The 24,009-nt window shown below is 62.6% G+C and carries 18 protein-coding genes and 1 pseudogene; 3 read left to right on the top strand and 16 right to left on the bottom strand.

The window, feature by feature from the left end; all coding sequences use genetic code 11:
* Window positions 1-607 precede the first annotated feature (607 nt).
* From AC72UB_RS09015 to AC72UB_RS08995, 5 genes and pseudogenes are all read right to left on the bottom strand, one after another.
* Window positions 608-863, bottom strand: a pseudogene (locus AC72UB_RS09015) (DUF4167 domain-containing protein); the annotation flags it as partial.
* 208 nt (window positions 864-1,071) lie between these two features.
* Window positions 1,072-1,902, bottom strand: coding sequence for a peptide chain release factor N(5)-glutamine methyltransferase (gene prmC, locus AC72UB_RS09010; protein WP_505189468.1), 831 nt, complete (start codon window positions 1,900-1,902; stop codon window positions 1,072-1,074).
* Window positions 1,899-2,954 (bottom strand): peptide chain release factor 1, encoded by a 1,056-nt coding sequence (gene prfA, locus AC72UB_RS09005; protein WP_505189467.1) that lies wholly within the window; start codon window positions 2,952-2,954, stop codon window positions 1,899-1,901. The genes prmC and prfA overlap by 4 nt, the downstream gene beginning before the upstream one ends.
* Before the next feature lie 42 nt (window positions 2,955-2,996).
* Window positions 2,997-4,832, bottom strand: coding sequence for an ABCB family ABC transporter ATP-binding protein/permease (locus AC72UB_RS09000; RefSeq protein WP_505189466.1), 1,836 nt, complete (start codon window positions 4,830-4,832; stop codon window positions 2,997-2,999).
* A 195-nt stretch (window positions 4,833-5,027) separates the two neighbouring features.
* A complete protein-coding gene (locus AC72UB_RS08995; RefSeq protein WP_505189465.1) occupies window positions 5,028-6,191 on the bottom strand; it encodes a LysM peptidoglycan-binding domain-containing protein in 1,164 nt (387 codons plus the stop codon).
* Window positions 6,192-6,278: 87 nt separating this feature from the next.
* On the opposite strand from AC72UB_RS08995, the gene AC72UB_RS08990 reads away from it, so the two are divergent.
* A complete protein-coding gene (locus AC72UB_RS08990; protein WP_505189464.1) occupies window positions 6,279-6,836 on the top strand; it encodes an LOG family protein in 558 nt (185 codons plus the stop codon).
* On the opposite strand, the gene rarD is transcribed toward AC72UB_RS08990, so the two are convergent.
* The 9 genes from rarD to AC72UB_RS08945 form a co-directional block, all read right to left on the bottom strand.
* Complete coding sequence (gene rarD, locus AC72UB_RS08985) at window positions 6,776-7,720, bottom strand: EamA family transporter RarD (protein WP_505189463.1); 945 nt, start codon at window positions 7,718-7,720, stop codon at window positions 6,776-6,778. The two genes, AC72UB_RS08990 and rarD, sit on opposite strands and share 61 nt — an antisense overlap.
* Window positions 7,721-7,803: 83 nt before the next feature.
* Window positions 7,804-8,406 (bottom strand): superoxide dismutase, encoded by a 603-nt coding sequence (locus AC72UB_RS08980; protein ID WP_505189462.1) that lies wholly within the window; start codon window positions 8,404-8,406, stop codon window positions 7,804-7,806.
* A 72-nt stretch (window positions 8,407-8,478) separates the two neighbouring features.
* Window positions 8,479-9,594, bottom strand: coding sequence for a cystathionine gamma-lyase (locus AC72UB_RS08975; protein WP_505189461.1), 1,116 nt, complete (start codon window positions 9,592-9,594; stop codon window positions 8,479-8,481).
* Between the two features lie 77 nt (window positions 9,595-9,671).
* A complete protein-coding gene (locus AC72UB_RS08970) occupies window positions 9,672-10,604 on the bottom strand; it encodes an NAD(P)-dependent oxidoreductase (RefSeq protein ID WP_505189514.1) in 933 nt (310 codons plus the stop codon).
* Window positions 10,605-10,622: 18 nt separating this feature from the next.
* The gene (locus tag AC72UB_RS08965) at window positions 10,623-12,053 is read right to left on the bottom strand and encodes an aldehyde dehydrogenase family protein (protein ID WP_505189460.1); all 1,431 of its coding nucleotides are present in this window, start codon (window positions 12,051-12,053) and stop codon (window positions 10,623-10,625) included.
* 7 nt (window positions 12,054-12,060) lie between these two features.
* Window positions 12,061-13,620, bottom strand: a complete 1,560-nt coding sequence (locus AC72UB_RS08960) for a trimethylamine methyltransferase family protein (protein WP_505189459.1) — start codon at window positions 13,618-13,620, stop codon at window positions 12,061-12,063.
* Between the two features lie 72 nt (window positions 13,621-13,692).
* A complete protein-coding gene (locus AC72UB_RS08955) occupies window positions 13,693-16,137 on the bottom strand; it encodes a GcvT family protein (protein WP_505189458.1) in 2,445 nt (814 codons plus the stop codon).
* Entirely contained in the window at window positions 16,134-17,171 is a 1,038-nt protein-coding gene (locus AC72UB_RS08950; RefSeq protein WP_505189457.1) for an alcohol dehydrogenase catalytic domain-containing protein, read from the bottom strand. Before AC72UB_RS08950 ends, AC72UB_RS08955 begins: the two co-directional genes overlap by 4 nt.
* Complete coding sequence (locus tag AC72UB_RS08945; RefSeq protein ID WP_505189456.1) at window positions 17,168-19,609, bottom strand: GcvT family protein; 2,442 nt, start codon at window positions 19,607-19,609, stop codon at window positions 17,168-17,170. The genes AC72UB_RS08950 and AC72UB_RS08945 overlap by 4 nt, the downstream gene beginning before the upstream one ends.
* Window positions 19,610-19,738: 129 nt before the next feature.
* Here AC72UB_RS08945 and AC72UB_RS08940 point away from each other — a divergent pair, with 129 nt between their 5' ends.
* Together AC72UB_RS08940 and AC72UB_RS08935 are read left to right on the top strand one after the other, a co-directional pair.
* Window positions 19,739-20,590 carry a LysR family transcriptional regulator gene (locus tag AC72UB_RS08940; protein ID WP_463289158.1) on the top strand — a complete coding sequence of 284 codons (852 nt, stop codon included), beginning with the start codon at window positions 19,739-19,741 and terminating at the stop codon, window positions 20,588-20,590.
* A gap of 654 nt (window positions 20,591-21,244) precedes the next feature.
* On the top strand, window positions 21,245-21,670 hold the full coding sequence (locus AC72UB_RS08935) for an acyl-CoA thioesterase (RefSeq protein ID WP_505189513.1): 426 nt from the start codon (window positions 21,245-21,247) through the stop codon (window positions 21,668-21,670).
* Window positions 21,671-21,885: 215 nt separating this feature from the next.
* Here the strand turns inward: AC72UB_RS08935 and hutC are convergent, their stop codons facing one another.
* Window positions 21,886-22,575, bottom strand: a complete 690-nt coding sequence (gene hutC, locus AC72UB_RS08930; RefSeq protein ID WP_505189455.1) for a histidine utilization transcriptional repressor HutC — start codon at window positions 22,573-22,575, stop codon at window positions 21,886-21,888.
* A 16-nt stretch (window positions 22,576-22,591) separates the two neighbouring features.
* Window positions 22,592-23,950, bottom strand: a complete 1,359-nt coding sequence (locus AC72UB_RS08925) for a formimidoylglutamate deiminase (protein WP_505189454.1) — start codon at window positions 23,948-23,950, stop codon at window positions 22,592-22,594.
* Between the last annotated feature and the right edge of the window lie 59 nt (window positions 23,951-24,009).

The raw sequence follows: 24,009 nt of genomic DNA, 5'->3' as shown, positions 1-24,009 counted from the left end.
GGCTTGGCCGCTTCGGCAACGGCAGCGGGTGCTGCGGCTACCGGCTCAGCCGCAGGCGCAACGGCGGGCGCGCCGGTGATAAAGGAGGGTAATTCGGCCTGAGCCTCGGGCGCGCGGCGGCGCTGTTCGCGCGGACGGTCGTCCTCACGCACGCGATCTTCGCGGGGGCGCTCCTCACGCGGGCGGTCATCGCGGGGACGCTCCGTGCGGGGCCGATCGTCACGAGGCCGGTCGTCACGAGGCCGGTCATCACGCGGGCGATCATCACGGGGACGGTCGTCGCGGGGGCGATCCTCGCGCGGACGATCGTCGCGCGGACGGTCGTCTCTGGGCCGATCATCCCGCGAACGGTCGCGGTTGCGGTCATCGCGGCGATAGTCGTCGCGGCGCTGCTGCGAGGGCTGTTGGCCCTGCTGAGGCCGGGATTCCGGCAATTCGACAAGGGCGCCATCATCGTCGCCCCCCACAACGCCAAAGCCCTCGGCGGCATAGCCAGCATCGCTGGGCTGCTCACCGCGATAGTCGCCCCGGTAATCGCCCCGCTCATTGCGGTCCCGCGGGCCATTGCCCTGACCGCCGCCCGGCTGCTGTTGACGCGCCTCTTGTTCGGCAGCCTGTTCGCGCATGGCCTCGGCCAGAAGGCGGGTGTAATGCTCGGCGTGCTGCAAGAAGTTTTCGGCGGCCACGCGGTCATTCGACAGTTGGGCGTCTCGGGCCAGAAGCTGATACTTCTCGATGATCTGCTGGGGCGTGCCACGCACCTTGCCTTCGGGACCCGAACTGTCGAACACCCGGTTGATAATGTTGCCGAGGGTACGCGGGCGGTTCTGCTTGGAACGCGAGCGGGACTTGGAAGAGCGCATCTTGACCTTTGGGACGGTGACCCTGCGCCTGTCGCCCATCGGGGCGCGAGTGAAATGGCGGGGTGGCTGGCGTTAAGCACCAAAGCGGCCTTGGCGGCCAAGCGATGTGCTGTCATCGGGATTATCACATGCGCGCGCTCTGGCAAGCGGATTCTTTGGTTTGTTTAGAATTTCAGCAGGATCAGCCATATGCCTGATCGGTCGGGCCTTAAGCCATCGTCGCGGCAACCACCCGGTCGCGGCCATCCATATCAGGCAGGATACGGATGTTGTGCAGCCCTGCTGCGGCGAAAAGTGCCGACACCGCCTGTCCTTGGGTTGGACCGATCTCAACCAAAAGCCGGCCCTGCCCTGTCAGATACCCCGGTGCCTTGTCCGCAATGATGCGGTAGGGCGCCAGCCCGTCCCCACCGGGTGTCAGCGCCAGATGCGGCTCCCAATCGCGCACCTCGGGGGCAAGGGTGGGCATCTCATCCGCGGCAATATAGGGCGGGTTCGACACGATCAGGTCGTAACGGCCCGTCACATTGGAAAACCAATCCGAGGGCTGGAACTCGGCGCGGGAGGCGAGACCCAGAGATTGGGCATTGCCTTCGGCCACGGCAAGGGCTGCGGGCGAGAGATCAACGCCCAAACCTTGCGCCTGCGGGCTCGCGTGAAGGCAGGACAAGAGGATGCAGCCCGTCCCAGTGCCAAGGTCCAGCAGGGTCTGGAAGGGTGCCTTCAGCGCCTCGGCCACCAAAGCCTCGGTGTCCGGGCGGGGGTCAAGCGTGTCTTGCGTCACGCGGAAAGTCAGCCCCCAGAACTGGCGCTGGCCGATGATCTGCGCCACCGGCTGGCGGGCAAGCCGGGCGGTGATCGCCGCCTCATAGGCCGCCCCTTGCGGCGTGGTCATTCCCTCGGGCAAGTGCAGCGTCAGGCGGTCTTGGGCAATCCCAAGGGCATGGGCCAGCAAAAGACGCGCATCCAGCGCCGCATCTTCAATGCCACCCGCCCGCAGGCGCGGGATGGCCGCGCGCAGCGCCTCGTTCGCGGTCATCCTTCCATCTCGGCGAGTTTGGCCGCCTGATCATGAGAGGTCAGCGCGTCAATCACCTCGCCAATATCGCCCTGCATGATCTGACCCAGCGAATAAAGTGTCAGGTTGATGCGGTGGTCGGTCATTCGGCCTTGGGGGAAATTGTAGGTACGAATGCGCTCGGAGCGATCCCCACTGCCGACCTGCGCCTTGCGATCCGCCGCACGCTGGCTGTGCAGCCGTTCGCGTTCCGCCTCATAAAGCCGGGCGCGCAAGACCTGCATGGCGATCTCACGGTTGCGGTGCTGGGATTTTTCCGAGCTGGTCACGATCATGCCAGTGGGCAAGTGCGTGATCCGCACCGCCGAATCCGTGGTGTTGACGTGCTGGCCACCCGCGCCCGATGAGCGCATGGTGTCGATGCGGATATCAGAGGCGGGGATGTCGATATCCACCTCCTCCGCCTCGGGCAGCACGGCCACAGTCGCCGCCGACGTATGAACCCGCCCCTGCGCTTCGGTTTCGGGCACGCGCTGCACCCGGTGCACGCCGGATTCGTATTTCAGCCGGGCATAGACCCCCTCGCCCGAAATCAGCGCGGTGAATTCCTTGATGCCACCAAGGTCCGATGCCTGATGCTCCAAAACCTCCCATGTCCAGCCCATGCGCTCGGCGTGGCGCTGATACATGCGAACGAGATCACCGGCAAAGAGCGCCGCCTCATCGCCGCCGGTGCCGGGCCGGATTTCCAAGATCGCGGGGCGAGCGTCGGCGGCGTCTTTCGGCAAAAGCGCCAGCCGCAGACGGTCTTCCATCTCAGGGATGCGGGCCTTCAGCGCGGGGATTTCCTCCTCGGCCAAAGCCTTCATGTCGGGGTCAGCCAGCATCGCCTCGGCCTCGGCCAAATCGGCCAGCGCCCGATTGTAGGCCGCGATCTCTTCGGCCACTGGTTTCAAGTCCGAGTATTCCCGTGCCACCTGTGCGATTTCCGCCGGGGCGGCACCCGCGTTCAGGCGCGCTTCGAGAAACTCAAAGCGTTGGGTGATCTGGGCGAGTTTGTCTTGCGGAACCATGCGCCCGGGTTTGGCCTGTTGCGCGGGGTCGGTCAAGGGGCCTCAGGCGGCCGCCACATCCTGCTCCTCGGCCGATTGGCGCGCCCACATGGCGGCATATTTGCCGTCAAGCGCCAAAAGCTCGTCATGGCTGCCCTGCTCGGTGACGCGGCCATCTTCCAGCACCAAAATGCAATCGGCATCCGCAATCGTCGACAGCCGGTGCGCGATGGTGATGACCGATCGGCCCTGCCCCATCTCGGTCAGGCTTTCTTGGATCGACTGCTCGGTCTGGGTGTCCAAGGCACTGGTCGCCTCGTCCAAGATCAGGATCGGCGGGTTCTTCAACAGCGTGCGGGCGATGCCGACGCGCTGCTTTTCCCCGCCCGAAAGCTTAAGGCCCCGCTCGCCCACCGTGGTGTCATAGCCGTCGGGCAAGGACATGATGAAGTCATGAATGCGCGCGGCTTTGGCGGCGGCATGCACCTCGGCCTCAGTCGCGCCGTCGCGGCCATAGGCGATGTTGTAATAAACCGTATCGTTGAACAAAACGGTGTCCTGCGGCACAACGCCAATCACGCCGTGCAGGCTGGTCTGTTGCACATCGCGGATGTCTTGGCCGTCAATCCGGATGGCCCCGCCGGTGACATCATAAAACCGGAACAAGAGCCGCCCGATCGTCGATTTGCCTGATCCCGAGGGGCCAACAAGGGCGACCTTCTGCCCAGGCCGCACCGTCAGCGAAATGCCTTTCAAAATGGCGCGTGCCGGATCATAGGCAAAGCTCACATTGTCAAAAACAATCTCGCCACCGCGCACCGCAATGGGGGCTGCGCCGGGCTTGTCGACCACCTCGGCGGGCTGGCCCAGAAGGCCGAACATCTGGCCCATATCGACCAAGGCCTGCCGAATTTCGCGGTAGACGGTACCGAGAAAGTTCAAAGGCATGGTGATCTGGATCATATATGCGTTGACCATCACGAAATCGCCCACCGTCAGAACCCCGGCCTGCACGCCCTTGGCGGCCATGATCATCACAATCACCAACCCTGTGGTGATGATGAAAGACTGCCCGGCATTCAGGAACGACAGGCTCTGCCCGGTCTTGACGGCCGCCACCTCATAGCGCTGCATCGCCACATCATAGCGCGCGGCCTCACGGGCTTCGGCATTGAAATACTTGACGGTTTCAAAGTTCAAAAGGCTGTCCACCGCCTTTTGGTTCGCGTCGGTGTCCTGATCGTTCATCTCGCGGCGGATGCGCACGCGCAGTTCCGTCACCTTGAAGGTGAAGGCCACGTAAATCGCGATCGTCACCACCACGACCACCATGTACTGCCAGCCGAAATAGAGCGAAAAGAAGATCGAAACCATTGAAAGCTCAAGGATCAACGGGCCAACCGAGAACAGCATGAAGCGGAGAAGAAAATCGACACCTTTGACGCCGCGCTCAATTATCCGGCTCAGGCCACCGGTCTTGCGGGTGATGTGATAGCGCAGGGAAAGGGCGTGGATGTGGCGAAAGGTCTCTATGGCCAAACGCCGGATGGCGCGCTGCCCGACCCGGGCAAAGACCGCATCGCGCAGTTCTCCAAAGGCCACCGCCCCAAGCCGCGCAAGGCCATAGGCAATCACCAGCCCCACAGCGCCGAAGGTCATCATCCAGACCGGGTCTCGGACCACCGAACTGCCAAGGGCATCCACGGCCAGTTTGTAGATATAGGGCGAGATGAATGACACCAGCTTGGCCGCCAGTAACAACAAAAGCGCCCCCACCACCCGGCGCTTCACCCAGCCCTGCCCCTCGGGCCAAAGATAGGGCAGAACCCGGGCAATAGTGGCCCAGCCCGAAGCGGACTGGCCGTGCTGATCGGAAGATGTGGCGGTGTGGCGGCGCATGGTTAAGACTCATCAATGGCGGTGCTGACCTCCTCCCTAAAGTTGGGGGGGGGATTGTTCAATGCCGCATCAACGCGCAACCAACCCTGCAGGCCCGCGCCGAACGGTCACGCGCGGCCAAAACCACGGCCTTCCGCTTTCATCTTGGCAAAAATACTCCCGCCGGAGGCCCCGGCCGGCCACCCGCGCCGCGGCTTAAGGTTGGGGCACGGTAAAGACCTGTCCGGGATAGATCAGGTCAGGATCCTTGATCTTATCGCGGTTGGCCTCGAACACCTGCACATACAGGACCCCATCGCCATAGGTATCGCGCGCGATGGCCCAGAGCGTAAACCCGGGCTGCACGGTGATGGTGATGGGCGCTGCGGCCTCTGCGGCTGGTTCAGCCGCGGCGGGTTCGCTGGTGGCGGGTTCGCTGGCTGGCGCCACCTCGGGTGCTGCGGCCTCGGTCTGCGCCGCGGCAAGCTCATGCGTCGCCACCTCACGTTCAAACGGCGTCTCGAACCGCGACACCACGGCCCCAGCGGCATCGACCTCATCGACGCGCAGAACATGTAAGCCCGCCGCCACATCGGCCAGCGCGGCGCTCCACTTGCCAGTGTCGTCGGCCACGGCCTCGGCAATCGGGGCCTCGTCCAGATAGATCCGCAGCTTGGCGCCCAATCCGGCCATGCCCGAAAGATTGACCTCTCCGGCCGCACCATAGGCAATGGTCTCGATCGAAATCGGCATGGCAGGCGCGGCAGAGGCGCTGCCGTTCTCTACGACGCTGACCCCTTCAGGCGAGACCAAAAGGCCCGCCGTTTCAGGTGCAGTCTCAGTTGCTGTCTCTGGCGTAGTCTCTGCGGCCGCCTCGGCGGTCACCTCAGGGGCCTTGACCGGCGCAAGGGCCAGACTGTCCGGCCCAGCGATTTCGGTCCCATCGGGGTTGATCTGCACAAGGCTCAAAAGGCGCGGGGTCTCCGAAGGCGACAGCGTCAGAAGCGTGGCAAATTGACCAGAGGCGTCGGCCGCGATCTGGCTCAGCTCCACACCGTCCAGCCGCAAGGAAATCATGGCACCCGGCGCGGCCGTGCCCGCGATGGTGGCAAGCCCACCCTCATCCACCCGCACCACATCAAGGCGCGGCGTAGGTGCGGCAGCCTCGGGCGCCGTGGCCTCGGGCGCAGGAGCGGCGGCGGTCGCTTCAGGCGTGGCGGTTTGCGCAGGCTCAGGCGCAGGGGCTGGGGCCTCGACAGCGGCGGCCTCGGGCTCTGGCGCGTCAGGTTGCAACGGGCGCAAAACCCAAAGTGCGCTGATCACGGCCAGCACCGTCACACCAATTGCCACGGCCCCTTTGGCCGATCCATTTGCCTTCATGATTGCCTGTCTCCCCAAGCCCTTCTTTTCTTTGCATGGGAACCTCGTTACATCCCTGAAAGCAACCTTTTTTTCAGGATCGTGAAGATGACAGCTCCCCGTTTTTCGATCTGCGTGTTCTGCGGTGCGCGCACCGGCTCCAACCCCGCCCATGCCGAGGCTGGTCGCGCCACCGGCGCGATGATCGCGGCCAACAACTGGCGGCTGGTCTATGGCGCGGGCGATGTGGGCATCATGGGCGAGGTGGCGCGCGCCGCCCAAGGGACCGGGGCCGCAACCATGGGTGTCATCCCAACGCATCTGATGGGGGCTGAACGCGGCAAGCGCGATGTAACGCAGTTTGTCATCACTGAGGACATGCACGAGCGCAAGAAGGTCATGTTCATGAACTCGGATGCCATCGTGGTCCTGCCCGGTGGCGCGGGCTCCCTCGATGAGTTTTTCGAAGTGCTGACCTGGGCGCAGATTGGGCTGCACAAAAAGCCGATTTTTCTGGTGGACAGCGAAGGCTATTGGCAACCGCTCGAAGCACTTTTGGCCCATATCGTCGCGCAGGGCTTTGCCGACGCGTCAATGCTGCGGCTTTACACCAGCGTGCCCGATGTCGGGTCACTTGAAACCGCGTTGCGCGCCGCCCTCTGCTGACGCCTGTCCTGCCGCCAAGCTTCGAACGAATAGACCGCCAGCGCCGCCCAGATCAGACCAAAGGCCGCGCCATGCCACGGGGTAAAGGGCTCCCCCATCACCAGGACGGCGGAAAAGGCCTGCAGGGTCGGGTTAAGGTATTGCACCAGCCCCAGCGTGGAGAGCCGCACACGCTGCGCGCCCCAGGAAAACAGCACCAAGGGCAGCCCGGTGATAATGCCAGTGACCGGCAGCATCAGGGTTGAGTAAAGGTCCGCCCCAAACCAGCCCCCTGCCCGGCCAAAAATCTGCCCGCCCAAGGCCGCCCATACCAAAAGCGCCAGCGCAAAGGGCGCAATCAGCGCCACCTCGGCGGTCACCGAAACGGCGGCGGGCGCATCCAGCTTTTTCTTCATCAGCATGTAAGGCGCAAAGGAAAAGGCCAAGGCCAGCGCCATCCAAGGCGCCACGCCAAGGCCCCATGTCAAAAGCCCCACCGCAAGTGCCGCCAGCATCACCGCAGCGCCCTGCGCGCGGCTGAGCCGCTCGCCCAAGATCAACACCCCCATCACCACGGTGACCAGTGGGAAGATGTAATAGCCAAGGCTCGCCTCAACCGCGAAGCCAGCCTGAATGGCAAAGATAAAGAGGCCCCAATTCAGCGCCACAATCGCGCCCGCCAAGGCCACACGCGGTCCCTTCGGACCGGCGATCAAGGCCCAGACCTGCGACAGCCGCCCGCGCAGCGCCAAGACCGCACTGAACAGCACCAACGTCCACAAAGACCGATGCGCCAGAACCTCCAAAGGCGGCACATGCGACATCGCCTTGTAGTATAAGGTGGCAAAGCCCCAGATCACACAGGCCCCAACAATCGCCAGAACCCCTTTTGTCGCCTCGGTCATGCCAGCGCGCCCCAAAGGAAAACCGCCGCCCCTTGTCGGGACGGCGGCTGATCCGTGACATAAGGGCGTGGTGCCCGCAAGCCTTAGAGCTTGGCGGCCACAGCCTCCCAGTTGACCAGCTTCTCAAGGAAGTTGGTCAGGTAGGCCGGACGCTTATTGCGGAAATCGATGTAGTAGGAATGCTCCCACACATCGCAGCCCAAAAGCGCGGTTTGGCCAAAGCACAGGGGGTTCACGCCGTTTTCGGTCTTGGTGACCTTCAGCGCGCCGTCCTTGTCCTTCACCAGCCAGCACCAGCCCGAGCCGAACTGGCCCGCACCGGCGGCAGCGAAGTCTTCCTTGAACTTGGCAACCGACCCAAAGGCCTCAACCAGCGCCTTGTCCAAAGCGCCCGGCATCTTCTTGTCTTCGCCCGGGCCCATCACTTCCCAAAAGAGGTTGTGGTTCCAGTGCTGCGAGGCATTGTTGAAAATGCCGTTCTGGGCGACAGCGCCGGCGTAGTAGGTGCCGCGCACGATGTCTTCCAGAGACTTGCCTTCCCATTCGGTGCCGGCAATCAGCTTGTTGCCATTGTCGACATAGGCCTTGTGGTGAATGTCGTGGTGGTATTCGAAGGTTTCCTTCGACATGCCAAGCGAGGCAAGCGCATCGTGGGCATACGGAAGATCGGGAAGGGTGAAAGCCATCTGACTTCTCCTGTTCAAGGGTTCGCGGTTCGTTGGAATAAGGGGGCAAGACCGGCGAAGGTCAAGGGCCGATCAGGATTTTTCGCCCGGAAGGGCCGCTTCTATGGCCGACCACAGGACCTCAAGCGGTTCGATGCCGATCGATAGGCGGATAAAGCCCGGTGCCACGGCATCGCCCCAGCGCGCCCGCCGCTCCGCCGCCGTATGCACGCCACCAAAGCTCGTGGCCTGTTCGATCAGCGGGCATTTGGTCAAGAACGCCTCGGCTGTGTCCTCATCGGCCAGCTCAAAGCCGATCAGAAAGCCGCCGTTCACCATCTGCCGCCGCGCCACCGCATGGGCCGGGTCCGCCGCCCGCCCCGGATAGCGCAGCCCCGTCACCGCCGGATGCGCGGCCAGACGCTCGGCAATCACAGCGGCATTTTCGCACATGCGTGCAAGACGCACCTCAAGCGTCTCAATCCCGCGATGCACAAGATAGGCCTCAAACGGTCCCGGCACCGCGCCTGATTGCCGCCGCCATTCGCGGATCCGCGCCATCAGATTGGCATCGCGGCCCGCCACATGGCCGAACAAGGCATCCGAATGCCCCGCCGGCGCCTTGGTATCGGCGGCGACCACCAAATCGGCCCCCATATCCAAGGGGCGCTGCAACAAAGGCGTCATCGTCGTGTTGTCGGCAATCACCATGGCCCCCGCCGCATGGGCGCGCGCGGCAATGGCGGCAATGTCGATGACATCAAGGCTGGGGTTCGACGGCGTCTCGATGTAGACCACGTCAAAGCCCGTGAACTCTGCCGCCGCCATCTCCAGCGTCGGCACTTCCACCACCTCAACGCCGTAAACCAGCAGAAGATCACGCCCCAAAAGCCGGGTCACATAATAGCCGTCCGAGGGAATTATCACCCGCGCCCCGGCCTTCAGACAACAGATCAAGGCCGCTGAAATCGCCGCCATGCCAGAGGGGAAGGAGACCACCTCGGCATCTTCCAAAATCGCAAGCTGCGTCTCAACCGCATCCCATGTCGGCTGACCGGAGCGGCCATAGTAATAGGCCGCCCCCTGCGCTTCAGGCAGATGAAAGGTCGTGGCCACCGAAATCGGCGGCACCACCGGATCGCCAAGGCTCAAGCCCGCCTTTCGATGGTGCAACACCTGCGCGATACGCGCCTTGGCCACCTCATCCATGTCACGCGCCTTTCATCTTGGCAAAAATACTCCACGGGGGTCCGGGGGTGTGAAACCCCCGGCTGTTCCGCCCGCGCTTACTCCAGCCTTGCCGGGAACCCCGGCGCGCGCAAGTCGGTATCCAGCAGATCTTCCAGAAGTTTCGCAATCATCGGCGATTGCGCTTCGCCGCCATAGGCAGCTTTGGCCGCGATATAGGTCTGATTGGTCATCGAGGCGAGATCCAAGGGCACGCCGAACTCTTTGCCAAAGCCCAAGGCAAAGCCCAGATCCTTCAGCGCCAGATCCACGTTAAAGGCGATGTCATAAGACCCGTTCAAGATCAGCGCGCCTTCGGTTTCGTGCACAAAGGAATTGCCCGACGAGGCGGCAATCGCATGCCAAGCCTGCCCCAGATCAAGCCCGCCGCGTTTGGCCAGCATCAAGGCCTCGGATGTGGCTTTCAGGTGGATGAAGGCCAGCATATTGGTAATGACCTTGATGATCGACGACGAGCCAAGCGGGCCCATGTGGAAAATCCGGTCGCCCATGGCTTCCATCGCGCCGTGGTGAAGATCAAAAAGATCCTTGTCGCCGCCCGCCAGCATGGTGATCTTGCCCTGATAGGCCAGATGCACCCCGCCCGTCACCGGCAGCTCCAGCATCCGAACGCCAGCCTCGGCGGCCACAGCGGCGAGGGACAAAACCTCATCACGGCCCAGCGTCGACATCTCGACCCACGAGGCGCCCTTTTTCATCCGGGGCAGGATGTTGCGCAGCACGCGCTCAGACACGGCCGGCGATGGCAGGCAGGTGATGACGTGATCGACCGCACCCGCCAAGTCTTCGGCGCTGGTCGCCAGCGTGGCACCCATGGCCACCAAAGGCTCAGCCAGTTTGGGGTTCAGGTCATAGACCGTCACCTTGAAGCCCGCCTTCACCAAGCAGCCTGCACAGGCCGCCCCCAAATTGCCAAGGCCGATATATCCGTAATGCATGTTGTCTCCCTGCCCGCCGCGCGGGTGTCTTATCTTGCTGTCTGACCGCGCTTAGGCGCCCCAGCCGACCACACCCTTGACCTCGCAGAAGTCATGGATGCCCCAGTCGGCATATTCGCGCCCGTTGCCCGATTGTTTGTAACCTCCGAAGGGGGCAAAGGTGTCCCAGTCGGGGTAATTGAGGTTCACCGTCCCCGCCCGCAGGCGGCGCGCCACGGGCTTGGCCTCTTCAACCGACCCCGCGATATAGGCGGCCAGTCCATAGGGCGTGTCATTGGCCATACGAACCGCGTCATCGATGCTGTCATAGGGCAGGATCGACAGGACCGGGCCAAAGATTTCTTCGCGCGAGATGGTCATCTCATGCGTGACATGGCCAAAGATGGTCGGCTTCGCGAACCAGCCCCGGTTCATGCCAGCCGGACGGCCCAAACCGCCGCACACCAGCGTCGCGCCTTCCTCAATGCCCGCCTGTATCAGGCCCTGCACCTTGTCAAACTGCGCCTTGGAGATCAGCGGGCCCATCGTGGTGCCCTCGTCGCGCGGATCGCCCACCACCACCTCATCGGCGGCAGCACGGGCAAACTCCAAAGCCTGATCGTGCTGGCTGCGGTGAATGAACATGCGCGTCGGCGCGTCGCAGGACTGGCCGGTATTGCCAAAGCAACCCGCCACGCCCGCCTTGACCGCCGCCTCCAGATCGGCCGAGGGCAGGATGATATTGGGCGATTTGCCCCCCAACTCCTGCGCCACCCGCTTCACAGTCGGGGCGGCAGCTGCCGCGACAGCCGTGCCTGCCCGAGTTGACCCGGTAAAGGACACCATATCCACGTCAGGATGCGACGACATCCGCGCGCCCACATCGGGGCCGGTGCCGTTCACAAGGTTGAACACGCCCGCAGGCACGCCCGCATCATGGCAAACCTGCGCGAAAAACACCCCCGACATCGGTGCGATTTCCGACGGCTTCAGCACCATGGTGCAACCCGCGACCAAGGCCGGGGCCACTTTGCAGGCGATCTGGTTCATCGGCCAGTTCCACGGCGTGATCAGCGCACAAACCCCGATCCCCTCGCGGATAATCCGGGTGGTGCCGCGCATCTCTTCCCAATGGAAGGCTTCCGCCGCCTTCAGCGTGGCCTCAATATGCACCTGCCCCGCCCACACCTGAGCGCCCCGCGACCATTCAATCGGCGCGCCCATCTCAGTAGACATCACTTGCGCAAACTCTTCAGAGCGCGCGTTGTAAATCTCCAGCACCCGACGCAAGACGGCGATGCGCTCAGCCACCGGGCGCACGGTCCAGCCGTCAAAGGCCGCCCGCGCCGCCGCGATGGCCGCATCGATATCGGCCTGATCGCCCAAGGCGACTTGGGCCACGATCTCTTCGGTTGCAGGGTTTTCCACCCCCATCCGCGCCGCAGAATGCGGCGCGACCCACCGGCCGTTGATATAGAATTTATCCAAATTTTCCGGGATCATAACAACCTCACTTAAAGTAGATGTTGAACCGGGCCCGGATCATGCGGTCGATCTCGCCGTCGACAACACAGCCCGCTTTGGACAGGATCTCGTTCTTGCGCGCGATGGCAGTGTCCAGCAACAAGGGCTTGCCCGCCTCGTTCCATTCCTTCGGGCTCATACGGTTGCCGACCTTGGGATAGATGTATTCGGTCTGCATCAGCTTCAGCGTCTGATCCGAACCGAGGTAATGGCCCGGGCCACCCAAGCAGACCTCTTTCATGGCATCCAATGAGGTGCTGTCAGGCGTCACATCGATGCCGCGCACCAGACGCATGGTCTGGCCCAAGAGGTCATCGCCCAAGACCAGGCTTTCGAGGCAAAAGCCCAGAAGGCTCGCATGCATGCCGACGGCCTCATAGCACATGTTCAGACCCGCCAGACCGGCCAGCGAGTTGGTGATGCCCTGCTCCCATCCAGCTTGCATGTCGGGCAGCTTGCTGTCGGAAATCCCCGACGCAGCCCCGCCGGGCAAGTCATAGAAGCGGTGCATCTGCGCGCAACCGGCGGTCAAAAGCGCCTGCTCGGCAGACCCACCCGACATGGCGCCGGTGCGCAGATCCGACACGAAGGGCCAGGTGCCAAAAATCGCCGGCGCCCCCTTCTTAATCGCGTTGACATAGACCACGCCCGCCAAGCATTCCGCCACCGCCTGCACGATGGTCAGCGCAATCGGCGCCGGTGCCGTGGCGCCAGCCTGACCCGCCGACAACAAGAGCATCGGCATACCACGGCGGATGCAATCCTCCATGGTGATGCAGCTTTCTTCGGCAAACTTCATCGGCGGCACGACGAAGCAGTTGGAGTTCGACACGAAGGGCCGCTCCAGCCACTTCTCTTCGCCACCCGCCACCATATGCAACATCTCAAAGCAATCGGCGACATGCGAGGGGTCCGAGAAGCTGGTGCCCACATGCTTTGTGGTGCCTGCAAGGCAGCCATAAAGCGTGTTAAGGTCCATCTCCTTGTTGTCCATCACATCACGGCACACCATCGTGCGTTGGTAAAAGTGAATGTTGTCAAGGTTATCGACCAGCCGCGCCGCGTCATACAAATCCTGCGCGGTGCTTTCGCGGTACTCCAGGGTCACCGGATCCACGATATGCACCGCCGCACCCGCCGTGCCGTAATGCACATTGGTGCCGCTCAGGTGAAGGTCTTGCTTGGGGTCGCGGGCATGCAGCGTAATGTTGCGCGCAGCCACCGCCAGCATATCCTCGACCAAGGCGCGCGGGAAGCGCATCCGACCGTCATCGCCCTGAACAGCACCGGCGGCGGTCATGATCTCCACGCCCGAGGGCGGGGCTTGGCTCAGACCGATTTGCTCCAGCGCATCCAGCGCCGCCTCATGGATCTGGCGCACGCCCTCGTCGCTCAGGGGCTTGTACTGGCCCCCCGGCATGCCTGCGCGCACGGGGCGCACATCATCGGCCAAAGGTGCTGCGCGCATCGCAACCCGCGCCTGCCGACCGCCCGACCGCCCTGCACGTGCGCGGGCCGGTTCGCAAATCTCACCAATCTCGGTCATGTCTTTCGCCTTTCATCTTGGCCTAAATACTCCGGGGGGTTCGGGGGGCTGGCCCCCCGGTTTCCCGGCAGATCACGCGCGAACGCGCTCGGATTTCGCATCATACATCGGCACCAGCGAGGCCACGGCCTCATGGCGCTGGCCTGCCACTTCGATCTCATAGCGGCTGGACAGGATCTCTTCGTCGCTCTGGCCCTTGCACGGCACATAGCCCATGCCAATCGCCCCACCCAGGAAATGACCATAGTTGCCCGAAGTCACCGGCCCGACAATCTTGCCATCGCGCACCAAGGCCTCGTTGTGGAACAGCAAGGGCTCGGCATCTTTCAGGCGGAACTGCAGCATCTTACGGTCCATCCCCGCCTCTTCCTTGCGCAGCACGGCCTCACGACCAAGGAAGGCCGCTTTCTTGCGGCTGACGGTAAAGCCAAGCCCGGCCTCCAGCACATGATCCTCATCGGTGATGTCATGGCCCCAGTGACGGTAGGCTTTTTCAATCCGGCAAGAATCCAGCGTGTGAAGACCGCACAGCTTCAGCCCCAGATCGCCGCCCGCCTCTTCCAGCGCCTCAAAGACATGGGCGGTCTGGTCGGAGGAGACGTAAAGCTCCCAGCCGAGTTCCCCCACATAAGTCACTCGGTGCGCGCGGGCGAGCCCCATGCCCACTTCGATTTCCTTCGCCGTGCCAAAGGGATGGGCGGCATTGCTGAAATCAGCGGGCGAGACGCGGGCCATCAGATCGCGCGCTTTCGGGCCCATCACGCACAGAACCGATTCAGCCGCCGTCATATCGGTGATGACCGCAAATTCGTCCTGCAGGTTTTGGCGCAGCCACGCGAGATTGCGCTGCAAGGTCGCCCCCGGCACCACCAGCAGATAGGCGGTTTCCGACAGGCGGGTCACGGTCAAGTCGGCCTCGATCCCGCCCTTTTCGTTAAGCAGCATCGTGTAAACGATCCGCCCCTCGGCCACATCCATCTGCGCTGAGCACAGCCGGTTCAGATAGGCGCAGGCATCGCGCCCCTCGACCCGGATTTTCCCGAACGAGGTCATGTCAAAGAACCCAACCCCGGTGCGAACGGCCATATGTTCGGCCTTTTGGTTGTCAAACCAGTTCTGCCGCTTCCATGAATACTTGTATTCGCGCTCTTGGCCCTCATTGGCGAACCAGTTGGCACGCTCCCAGCCTGCCACCTCGCCAAAGACCGCACCGCGGGCTTTCAGGTGGTCATGCAGCGGCGTACGGCGCACGCCCCGGCTGGTTTCGACCTGACGATAGGGGAAATGGTCGGCGTAAAGAAGGCCGAGCGTCTCGGTCACGCGTTCCTTCAGATACTTGCGGTTCTTCTGGAAGGGCTGCGCGCGGCGGATATCCACCTCCCACAGATCAAAGGGCGCCTCGCCCTCAACGATCCAATGCGCCAGCGCCATCCCTGCCCCGCCCGACCCGGCAATGCCGACCGAGTTATAGCCTGCCGCCACCCAATAGCCCTTCACCTCCGGCGCTTCGCCCAAGTAATAGCGGTCATCGGGGGTAAAGCTTTCCGGTCCGTTAAAGAAGGTATGGATGCCTGAGGTCTGGAACAACGGCATGCGGTTCATGGCATGTTCAAGAATGGGCATGAAGTGATCCCAATCCTCGGGCAGCGTGTCGAACTCGAAATCCTCACGGATGCCCGTCATGCCCCAAGGTTTGGCCTTCGGCTCAAACGCGCCGATCATCATTTTTCCAGCGTCGGATTTATAATAGGCGCATTCGTCGGGCACGCGCAGCACCGGCAGGTGGCCCAGCCCTTCGACAGGTTCGGTGATCAGGTAGAAATGCTCGCAGGCGTGCAGCGGCAAGGTGACACCCGCCTCTTCGGCCAAATCGCGGCCCCACATGCCGCCGCAGTTCACCACCACATCGGTCGCGATATGGCCCGGCTCGCCATCCTTGCCGACATAATCGACGCCGGTGACGCGGCCATTGGCGCGGGTCACGCCCGTGACCTTGGTGTATTCGAAAATCTGCGCGCCCTGCATGCGGGCACCCTTGGCCAGCGCCATCGCGATATTGGCCGGGTCGCACTGGCCATCGAGCGGCAGATGCACCGCGCCCACCACATCGCCCACGTTCAGATGCGGATACATCGCCTTGGCTTCCGAGGGCGAGATTTCCTGCACATCCACGTCGAAAATCCGCGCGACAGTGGCCTGACGCAGCAGTTCCTCGTGGCGGTGTTCGGTGAGTGCCACCGAGATCGACCCCACCTGACGCATGCCGGTTTCAACCCCGGTTTCTGCCGCCAGCTTGACGTAAAGATCGGCGGAATACTTGGCCAAACGGGTCATGTTGGCCGACCCGCGCAGCTGCCCGATCAACCCGGCGGCGTGCCATGTGGTGCCCGAGGTCAGCTGCTTGCGTTCCAGAAGGACAATGTCCTTCCAGCCCATCTTGGCCAGATGATAGGCCACCGAGCAGCCAGAGACGCCACCGCCGATGATGACAGCGCGGGCTTTGGAAGGGATCGTCATGGGGAGGTCTCCGGGGGGACAAGGACAAGTTTGCCGGGATAGCGCCCGGCGGCCAGATCGTCTTGGGCGCGCGCAATGTCGCGCAAGGGATAGGTGTTGGACACAACGGGCCGGATGCGGCCAGTGTTGATGATGGTGACAAGGCCCGCAAAGACCTCGCGCGGTTGATGGGTCGCGCCGTAGATCGTCAGATCGTTCAGGTAAACCCGGCGCAAATCACCTTTGACCATCGGCCCCGCGACCGCGCCAGAGGTGGCATAGCGCCCACCGGGACGCAGCGCGTCCAGCCGGTCTTGCCAGCCGTCGCCGCCGACGACATCGATTACCACATCAAAGGATTGAAACGCTGGGGTGCTGTCCCGCGAGAGGATCGCCGCGCCAAAGGCACGCAGGGGGGCAGATTTTGACAAGCTGCACTGTGCCGTCACGTCAGCACCAGAGAGGAGCGCCAGTTGCACGGCCGCCAACCCCACCCCGCCCGAAGCGCCGGTGACCAGCACCCGCTCGCCCACCGCCACTTGTGCGCGGGTCAAGAGGTTGTGCGCGGTGCCATAAGCGCAGGGCATGGCGCCGATCTCAATATCGGTCAGCGGCGAGGCGCTAACGTCATGCAGATGCCGCGCCTTGACCACGCAATACTGCGCGAAGGCCCCGTCAAACTCAGACCCGATCGAGATAAAGTTGATCGGGTTGCCCTTGGTCGGCTCATGCTGATTGGTGGGGCAAATCACGCGCGCACCAAGCCGGAACCCCTCAACACCCGCGCCCAGCGCCACGACCCGGCCACAGAGATCCGAGCCTTGGATGCGCGGGAACGCCATTTCCCCGGCCCAGCCCGCCGCGCGGCCTTCACCGCCATACCAGCCCTTGCGGGTGTTCAGGTCGGTCATATTGACACCGGCCGCCAGCACGCGCACCAGAACTTCGCCCGGCATGGGACGCGGCACGGGGATATCCTCGCGCCAGACGAGCTTTTCCAGCCCGCCATGTCCTGTCAATTGCACGCCGCACATGCTGGCCGGGATCCTGGTCATGCCCGGATGCGTTCGTTCTTCGCGTCCCACAGCGGGGCGTCTTCCTGAACGACAGCCGGATAGAGCGAGCCGAAGATTTCGACCTGCACCTTGGTGCCGGGGACATTGACTTCGGTCTTGAGCATGCCAAGGCCGATGCATGCACCGACCCGGTGGCCGTAGTAGCCAGAGGTCAACTCGCCGACGATCTTGCCCTCATGCCAGATGGTGGCCATGTAGGGCGGATCTTGCTCGCCCGCCTCGATCACCAAAGTGGCGAACCGCTTGGTCACGCCGCGCTGCTTTTCGGCCTCCAAAGCGGCCTTGCCACGGAACTCGGGCTTTGCCCAATCAACAAACCGCTCCAGCCCGCCTTGCAGGATGGTGTAATCGGTCGAAAGATCGCCCTTCCAAGCTCGGTAGCCCTTTTCGACACGCAAGGAGTTGAGCGCGAACATCCCGAACGGGCGCAGGCCGTGGCCCTTACCGGCGCGCATAACGGCGTTCCAAACCGCTTCGGTATCCGCGACTTTCGAGTGGATTTCCCAACCAAGTTCCCCCGCGAACGAGACCCGGCACAGCCAGACCTCGGCCCCGGCGATGCGGGCAGTTTGGTGGGTGAGCCAGCCTTTGGCCAAATCAGCATCCGAGACCTCGGCCAGAATGGCGCGCGATTTTGGCCCCGTCAGGATTTGGGTCGACCATTCGGTGGTGTGGTCGGTCAGGCTCAGCCCGGGCGCAAGGTGACGCCGCAGCCATTCGCCATCATGGCTTTGAGCGGTCGCGGCGGTGATGAGAACCATCTCATCTTCGGCAATCCGCGCCACCGACATCTCGGTGACGATCCGGCCCTTGTCATCGGCGAAATAGGCCAAACCCAAACGGCCCACATTCGGCACCTTGCCGGTGATCTGCTGCGCAAGCCAAGCCGAGGCCCCTGCCCCTTTCAGCACAAAGCGCGAAAAGCCCGGCAGGTCTAGGATACCAGCGGCATCGCGCACAGCCTGAGCCTCTTCGCGAACCGCAACAAACCACGGTCCTTCGCGGTCCCAAGTGCGCTGTGCGTCTTCCGACACATCATCGCCGGGGCGTGCATACCAGACAGGGCGTTCCCAGCCGTTGTAGGGCGCAAAAACCGCGCCCAGTGCTTTGGTGTGGGCATGCACGGCCGACAGCTTCTTGTCGCGCCCTTCGGGCCAAGCATGATGCGGGAAGTGGATGGCGTATTCGTGGCCATAGACCTCCATCCCCTTCTTCACGCAGTATTCTTGGTCTTCAAAGCCGGTAAAGCGGCGCGGATCGCAAGACCACATATCCCATTCGGTGGCCCCTTCGGTCACCCATTCGGCCAGAACCTTGCCAGCACCGCCGGCTTGGCAAATGCCAAAGGTAAACACGCACGCCTCAAAGGCATTCGGCACGCCGGGCATCGGGCCGATCAGAGGATTGCCGTCCGGGGTATAGGGGATCGGGCCGTTGATGACCTTGGAAAGCCCCGCCTTACCCAGCAACGGCACCCGCTCCATCGCGTCGTTGATGTGCCACTCGAGACGCTCCAGATCGTCGGGGAACAGCTGGAAGCTGAAATCATCCGGGAACGGGTCGTCCTTGGTGACCCAATGCGCCTTGCAGTTGCCCTCATAGGGGCCAAGGTTAAAGCCGTTCTTCTCTTGGCGCAGGTAATAGCTCGAGTCCACATCCCGCAGCAGCGGCAGCTTGTGGCCGACCTCTTTGGTCCAAGATTCCAACTCGGGAACCGTGTCAAACAGCATATACTGGTGGCTCATCACCATCATCGGCAGATCACGGCCAAACCACTTGCCAACCTCGCGGGCATAATAGCCCGCCGCGTTGACGACGATCTCACAGCGAATCTCACCCTTGGGGGTGGAGATCACCCACTCATCCCCCTCGCGCCGCGCGCCGGTGGCCGGGCAGAACCGCTCAATACGCGCGCCCATCTGGCGTGCGCCCTTGGCAAGGGCTTGGGTCAACTGGGCCGGGTCAATGTCGCCGTCATAGGGGTCATGCAAAGCCCCGGTCAGGTCATGGGTTTCAACGAAGGGGTAGACCTTCTTAATGTCCTCAGGGCTTAGGATCTTCAGATCCATCCCCTGATAGCGGCCCATGCCGACGACCTTTTGAAACTCTTGCAGCCGTTCCTTGGTATGGCCCAAACGCACCGATCCGGTGACGTTGTAGTTCATCGGGTAATCGACCTCGTCGCCCAGACGGCGATACAGCTCGGCCGAATAGCGCTGCATATTCATGATCGACCAGCTGGAGGAGAAGGTCGGCACATTGCCCGCCGCGTGCCAGGTGGAGCCCGCCGTCAGCTCGTTCTTCTCCAAAAGCACGCAGTCGGTCCAGCCCGCTTTGCACAGATGATAGAGCGCAGACGCCCCAACCGCGCCACCGCCAATGATGACCACACGGGCCGAGGTTGGAAAATCCGACATGACACGCCTCCCAGCAATTCTGGCGCCACTATCACTTGTGCGAAAAAACCTTTCAATCTGGGCAATCCCGCTCTATTGATCGATCAATCCGATCAGGCCTTGTCGGCCTAAAGCGTTGGGACGTGCCAGATGCAGATTGAACTTCTTGACACCTTTCTTGACCTTGTCGACACGCGAAGCTTTCACCGCAGCGCCGAACGGCTGGCAATTACCCAGTCCACCGTCTCGGCGCGGGTGCAGGTGCTGGAACAAGCCATCGGAGCGCGGCTCTTTTCGCGCTCGCGCGCAGGCACGCAATTGACCACCGAAGGGCTGAAATTCCTGCCGCATGCGCGCGGTCTGCGCCATGCCTGGACCGAGGCACAGCGCTCGGTCGCCCCGGCGGGGGATGCGGCTGTCAGCTTACGGATCGGTATCCAGCACGATCTGGCCGCAGGCCGCATCGGCAACTGGATGGCGGCCTTTCGCAAAGCCCTGCCCGATTGCGCCTTCTATATCGAGCCGGATTATTCGATCCAGATGTGTCAGGACGTGGCCAAGGGGGCGCTGGATTATGCCATCATCTTCTCACCGCAACCCCAGCCCGACCTGCATTTCGCCTCCGTGGGCGAGGTGACCTATCACCTGATTTCTTCAACCGGCCAACGCCGCGCCGATCTCAGCCCGGCGCGCTACATCCGCGCAAGCTATGCCCCGGCCTTTGATGCCGCCCATGCCCAAGCCCTGCCCGAAATGTCGGCCACCCCCTTTGCCTCAGGGCAAGAGGCGGCGGTCGCGGGGCTCTTGCAATCTTTGGGCGGGGCCGCCTTTGTGCTCGATCGCACGGCCGCCACGCTGATCGAGACCGGCAAGTTTACGGCCGTCACCGATGTCGAGCCGATCAGCCAGCCGGTCTATGTCATGATGCACCAACGCCACCGCCCGCAGCGGATGCACAAACGGCTCACCAAAACCGTGCTTAAGGCGTTCGGCCAACGGTGATCCCTCGCTGAAGCCCAGACTTTCATCTTGACCCAAATACTCGCACCGGAAACAGCAAAGATCTTTTTGTATCGGTCTTCTGATTAAGTCTTGGTGTCAAATGTTTGGAGTTGTTTTAAAGCCTTGCATTATAACGTGCCCGACTTTTGCCAGTGCACATGATGAGGTTAATTGCTCAGGCACCAAACTTTTTCTCAAAATCGAAGCTGGTGTGTTGGTGGCTCCGGGAAAAAAACGCAGAACACTTAGCGGATGCATGCGGAGCTTTGGGGCCAGCATTGGGCTGAAGCGATCTTCTCAGAACCGTCTGGTTTCATGGCTGATCTCCACACCGCGCTAGTGGAGCACGTCCTCTGCTGTGCAAAGCGAACGTGGGAACCGAATGCACATCATCACCGCCAAGCGGATGATTTCAGGCGAGGTTTTAAATTAGCGGAAGGGCGAGCAGAAGGCGCGTTCCGGAATCAAAACCAATTTGATACGAATGCCCGTCGGGAAACAGAATCTCGCCAATCTGATCGAGGATATAGACCGCGCCTATCGAGTTGCACTCCGATTAAGCTAGCCCGCGCGCTGGAACGGTTTGCGTTGCTCGACGCACAAACTCAGGAGCCTTAGTTGACGAGCGAACACACGCAGTTGCGGCGTTTGGAAATGGTCGTATTGATGACCCCAGACCTAGCGAATTTCAGTGGCAAGGTTCATGGCGGCGCCCTCCTTAGTCTTCTCGACCGCGTCGCATTCTCCTGCGCCTCGCGTTATTCTGCGCAATATGCTGTGACGCTTTCAGTCGATCAGGTGGTGTTCCGTGAGCCGATCCACGTCGGCGAATTGGTGACCTTGCGTGGCTGTGTCAACTTTGTCGGCCGCACCTCAATGGAAATTGGAATCCGGGTCGAAGCAGAGGACATCAGGACGGGTCAAAGGCGGCATACCAATTCCTGCTACTTCACCATGGTCGCGGTAGATGAAAATGGTCGACCCGTAAAAGTACCACCATTTGAACCGGAAACTGAGCTGGATAAGGTAAGGCATAAAGAAGCCCGATTGCGCCGCGAACTCCGGCGGCAGTCTCAATAGAGGTTCGAATGAGCCACTATGATGGGTGTCGGGTCTCGGTGTCCTGTAACCGTCTTGCTCTAGGTAAAAGGCCAGAACAATCCTAGACCTGAGACAAAGGCGCTATGAAGGGCGGCCATCAATCATGATCCACCCTAGTTCGTCGACTAAATTGCGATAAGCTCTTAGCAATTGACCGGCCGGAGGCCTCCAAAGAGTGCCTAAAGCGCGCTGGGTCAGACGAGGGTCTGCACCCGGTAGCCTGGACCATGGGCCAACCGCACCAGTGTGATCGGGCTGTCAGCAGTCCAAGTCATGCGCTCGGTCACAAACAGCGCCGTGCCGGGCGACACCCCCAGCACCGCGGCCTCGCGCGGGCTTGCGCCCTCGGCGCTAAAGGCGATGTCTCCGGTCACATAGGCCACATGGGCCACCAGCCATTCATTGGCACTCAGCGCCTGAAAATCCGGCATCGGACGTGGCAGAATTTCGGAATTCAGCCAGCGGCTTTCAAAGGCAAAGGGTTTGCCATCGGCCAGATGCAGGGTTTCCAGAAACAAAAGCTTGATCCCGGGCGGCAGGCCAAGCCGTGAGGCGACGGGCACCGGCGGTTCCAGAAAAGCCTGTTTCAACACCTGAAAGCTGTGGGTCTGGCCCCGCGCTTCGATCTCTTGGCGGATCACCGGAATGTCCAGTGTCGCCTTGCGCACCGGCAGCGCTGCGACCCGAGTGCCCGCCTTGCGCCGCCGCTCCAGCACGCCCGCCGTGGCCAATTCGCGCAAGGCGCGATTCACCGTGGCGCGGGCGACGCCAAACTCGGCCGCCAGATCCTCTTCGGTTGGGATCTGCGCGCCCGGCTGCCAGTCACGCGCCCGGATGCGGCGCAAGACCTCGGCGCGGATGTCTTCCCAGCCTTTGATGCCCATGGCCTGCGTCCCCTGCTTACAAAGCGCCGCGCAGCCGCGCCATTACGGCGCGGAAGCGCGCGATGATCGCCTCTCGCCCGGCATGGCGACCCGCGCTGACGATATGGCGACCAGCAGACCAGACCTCGGCCACCATGCGGTCATCGCCGGCGAAAAGGAAGGTGTCGAGGAGCATATCCCCCGCACTGGCCCCGAGATCAGGCCCGGAACAATCCAGCGCCATCAGATCGGCCCAGTGGCCGACCGCAATAACCCCGCCCTGCCGCCCTGCGGCCAGCGCCCCGCCCTTGCACGCGGTTTCATAAAGCACCCGCCCGGTCGAGCGCCCCTCAACCGCCAGCATCGCCCGGCCCTTCCCGGCCAGCCGCTGCGAATACTCCAACAGCCGCAACTCCTCAGACAGCGAGATGCGCACATTGCTATCCGACCCCACCCCATAAACCCCGCCATGGGCCTGAAAGCGCACCCCGTCAAAGATGCCATCCCCCAGATTGGCCTCGGTGATCGGGCAAAGCCCGGCAATGGCCCCCGATTTCGCCATGGCTTCGGTCTCATGCGGCACCATTTGGGTGGCGTGGATCAGGCACCAGCGCGGTGACAGATCGGTGTTGCCGATCAGCCATTCCACAGGCCGCGCGCCGGTGGCCGCCTGAACCTCGGTCACCTCCGCCATCTGTTCGGCGACGTGAATATGGATCGGCGTTTGGGGGTTCAGCGCGGCGGCGGCGCGGATCCCTTCGGCGCTGGCCGCGCGCAAGGAATGGGGGGCCACGCCAAGAACAGTGTCTGCGGGCAAGGATTTCAGTGCCTTGGCTGCCCCGTCCCACAGCTTCGCAAACCGCTCGGGATCATTGCCAAAGCGCAATTGCCCCGCCGTCAGCGCCCGCCCATCACAACCACCGCGCTCGTAAAGCACGGGCAGATGCGTCAGGCCCAGGCCCGCCTCAGACGCCGCCGCCGCGATGCGGGAGGACATCTCGGCCAGATCGTCATAGGGCGTGCCGCCCGGCGCATGGTGCAGATAGTGGAACTCTGCCACCGCGGCATAGCCCGCCTCGGCCATCTCCAGCATGACCATGGCGGCAATCGCCTGCACATCCTCGGGCGAAAGCTGGTCCAGAAAGCGGTACATCAGGGTGCGCCAAGTCCAGAAGCTGTCTTGGCCCGCGCTGCGATATTCCGTCATCCCGGCCATCGCGCGCTGAAAGGCGTGGGAATGCAGATTGACCATCGCCGGCAAGAGGCAATCCACCTGCTGCCCCTGTACAGGGCTGCCGGGTTGCACCGACGCGATCCGCCCGTCTGCGAGGGTGACGCACACATCATTGGCCCAGCCATCGGGCAAAAGCGCGGTTTTGGCATGGATCACGGTCATCGGGGCCTCGTCTTGACAGCGACTATTATGTGCAGACATATTAGGCCCAAGCGCAGACA

It is taken from the genome of Allotabrizicola aquatica (SeqCode) (assembly GCF_965194375.1).
GTDB classification, from domain to species: domain Bacteria; phylum Pseudomonadota; class Alphaproteobacteria; order Rhodobacterales; family Rhodobacteraceae; genus Tabrizicola_A; species Tabrizicola_A aquatica.
The sequence above is the reverse complement of the archived record's forward strand: the minus strand, read 5'-3'. Positions and strand labels throughout refer to the sequence as shown.

What these genes read in the sequence shown, in the direction of transcription:
- AC72UB_RS08980 (WP_505189462.1), bottom strand. Translation starts at nt 8,406, where the DNA reads ATGGCTTTCACCCTTCCCGATCTTCCGTATGCCCACGATGCGCTTGCC.
- AC72UB_RS09000 (WP_505189466.1), bottom strand. Translation starts at nt 4,832, where the DNA reads ATGCGCCGCCACACCGCCACATCTTCCGATCAGCACGGCCAGTCCGCT.
- AC72UB_RS08960 (WP_505189459.1), bottom strand. Translation starts at nt 13,620, where the DNA reads ATGACCGAGATTGGTGAGATTTGCGAACCGGCCCGCGCACGTGCAGGG.
- AC72UB_RS08945 (WP_505189456.1), bottom strand. Translation starts at nt 19,609, where the DNA reads ATGTCGGATTTTCCAACCTCGGCCCGTGTGGTCATCATTGGCGGTGGC.
- AC72UB_RS08950 (WP_505189457.1), bottom strand. Translation starts at nt 17,171, where the DNA reads ATGACCAGGATCCCGGCCAGCATGTGCGGCGTGCAATTGACAGGACAT.
- rarD (WP_505189463.1), bottom strand. Translation starts at nt 7,720, where the DNA reads ATGACCGAGGCGACAAAAGGGGTTCTGGCGATTGTTGGGGCCTGTGTG.
- hutC (WP_505189455.1), bottom strand. Translation starts at nt 22,575, where the DNA reads ATGGGCATCAAAGGCTGGGAAGACATCCGCGCCGAGGTCTTGCGCCGC.
- AC72UB_RS08940 (WP_463289158.1), top strand. Translation starts at nt 19,739, where the DNA reads ATGCAGATTGAACTTCTTGACACCTTTCTTGACCTTGTCGACACGCGA.
- prfA (WP_505189467.1), bottom strand. Translation starts at nt 2,954, where the DNA reads ATGGTTCCGCAAGACAAACTCGCCCAGATCACCCAACGCTTTGAGTTT.
- AC72UB_RS08995 (WP_505189465.1), bottom strand. Translation starts at nt 6,191, where the DNA reads ATGAAGGCAAATGGATCGGCCAAAGGGGCCGTGGCAATTGGTGTGACG.
- AC72UB_RS08975 (WP_505189461.1), bottom strand. Translation starts at nt 9,594, where the DNA reads ATGGATGAGGTGGCCAAGGCGCGTATCGCGCAGGTGTTGCACCATCGA.
- AC72UB_RS08925 (WP_505189454.1), bottom strand. Translation starts at nt 23,950, where the DNA reads ATGACCGTGATCCATGCCAAAACCGCGCTTTTGCCCGATGGCTGGGCC.
- AC72UB_RS08955 (WP_505189458.1), bottom strand. Translation starts at nt 16,137, where the DNA reads ATGACGATCCCTTCCAAAGCCCGCGCTGTCATCATCGGCGGTGGCGTC.
- prmC (WP_505189468.1), bottom strand. Translation starts at nt 1,902, where the DNA reads ATGACCGCGAACGAGGCGCTGCGCGCGGCCATCCCGCGCCTGCGGGCG.
- AC72UB_RS08965 (WP_505189460.1), bottom strand. Translation starts at nt 12,053, where the DNA reads ATGATCCCGGAAAATTTGGATAAATTCTATATCAACGGCCGGTGGGTC.
- AC72UB_RS08935 (WP_505189513.1), top strand. Translation starts at nt 21,245, where the DNA reads ATGGTCGTATTGATGACCCCAGACCTAGCGAATTTCAGTGGCAAGGTT.
- AC72UB_RS08990 (WP_505189464.1), top strand. Translation starts at nt 6,279, where the DNA reads ATGACAGCTCCCCGTTTTTCGATCTGCGTGTTCTGCGGTGCGCGCACC.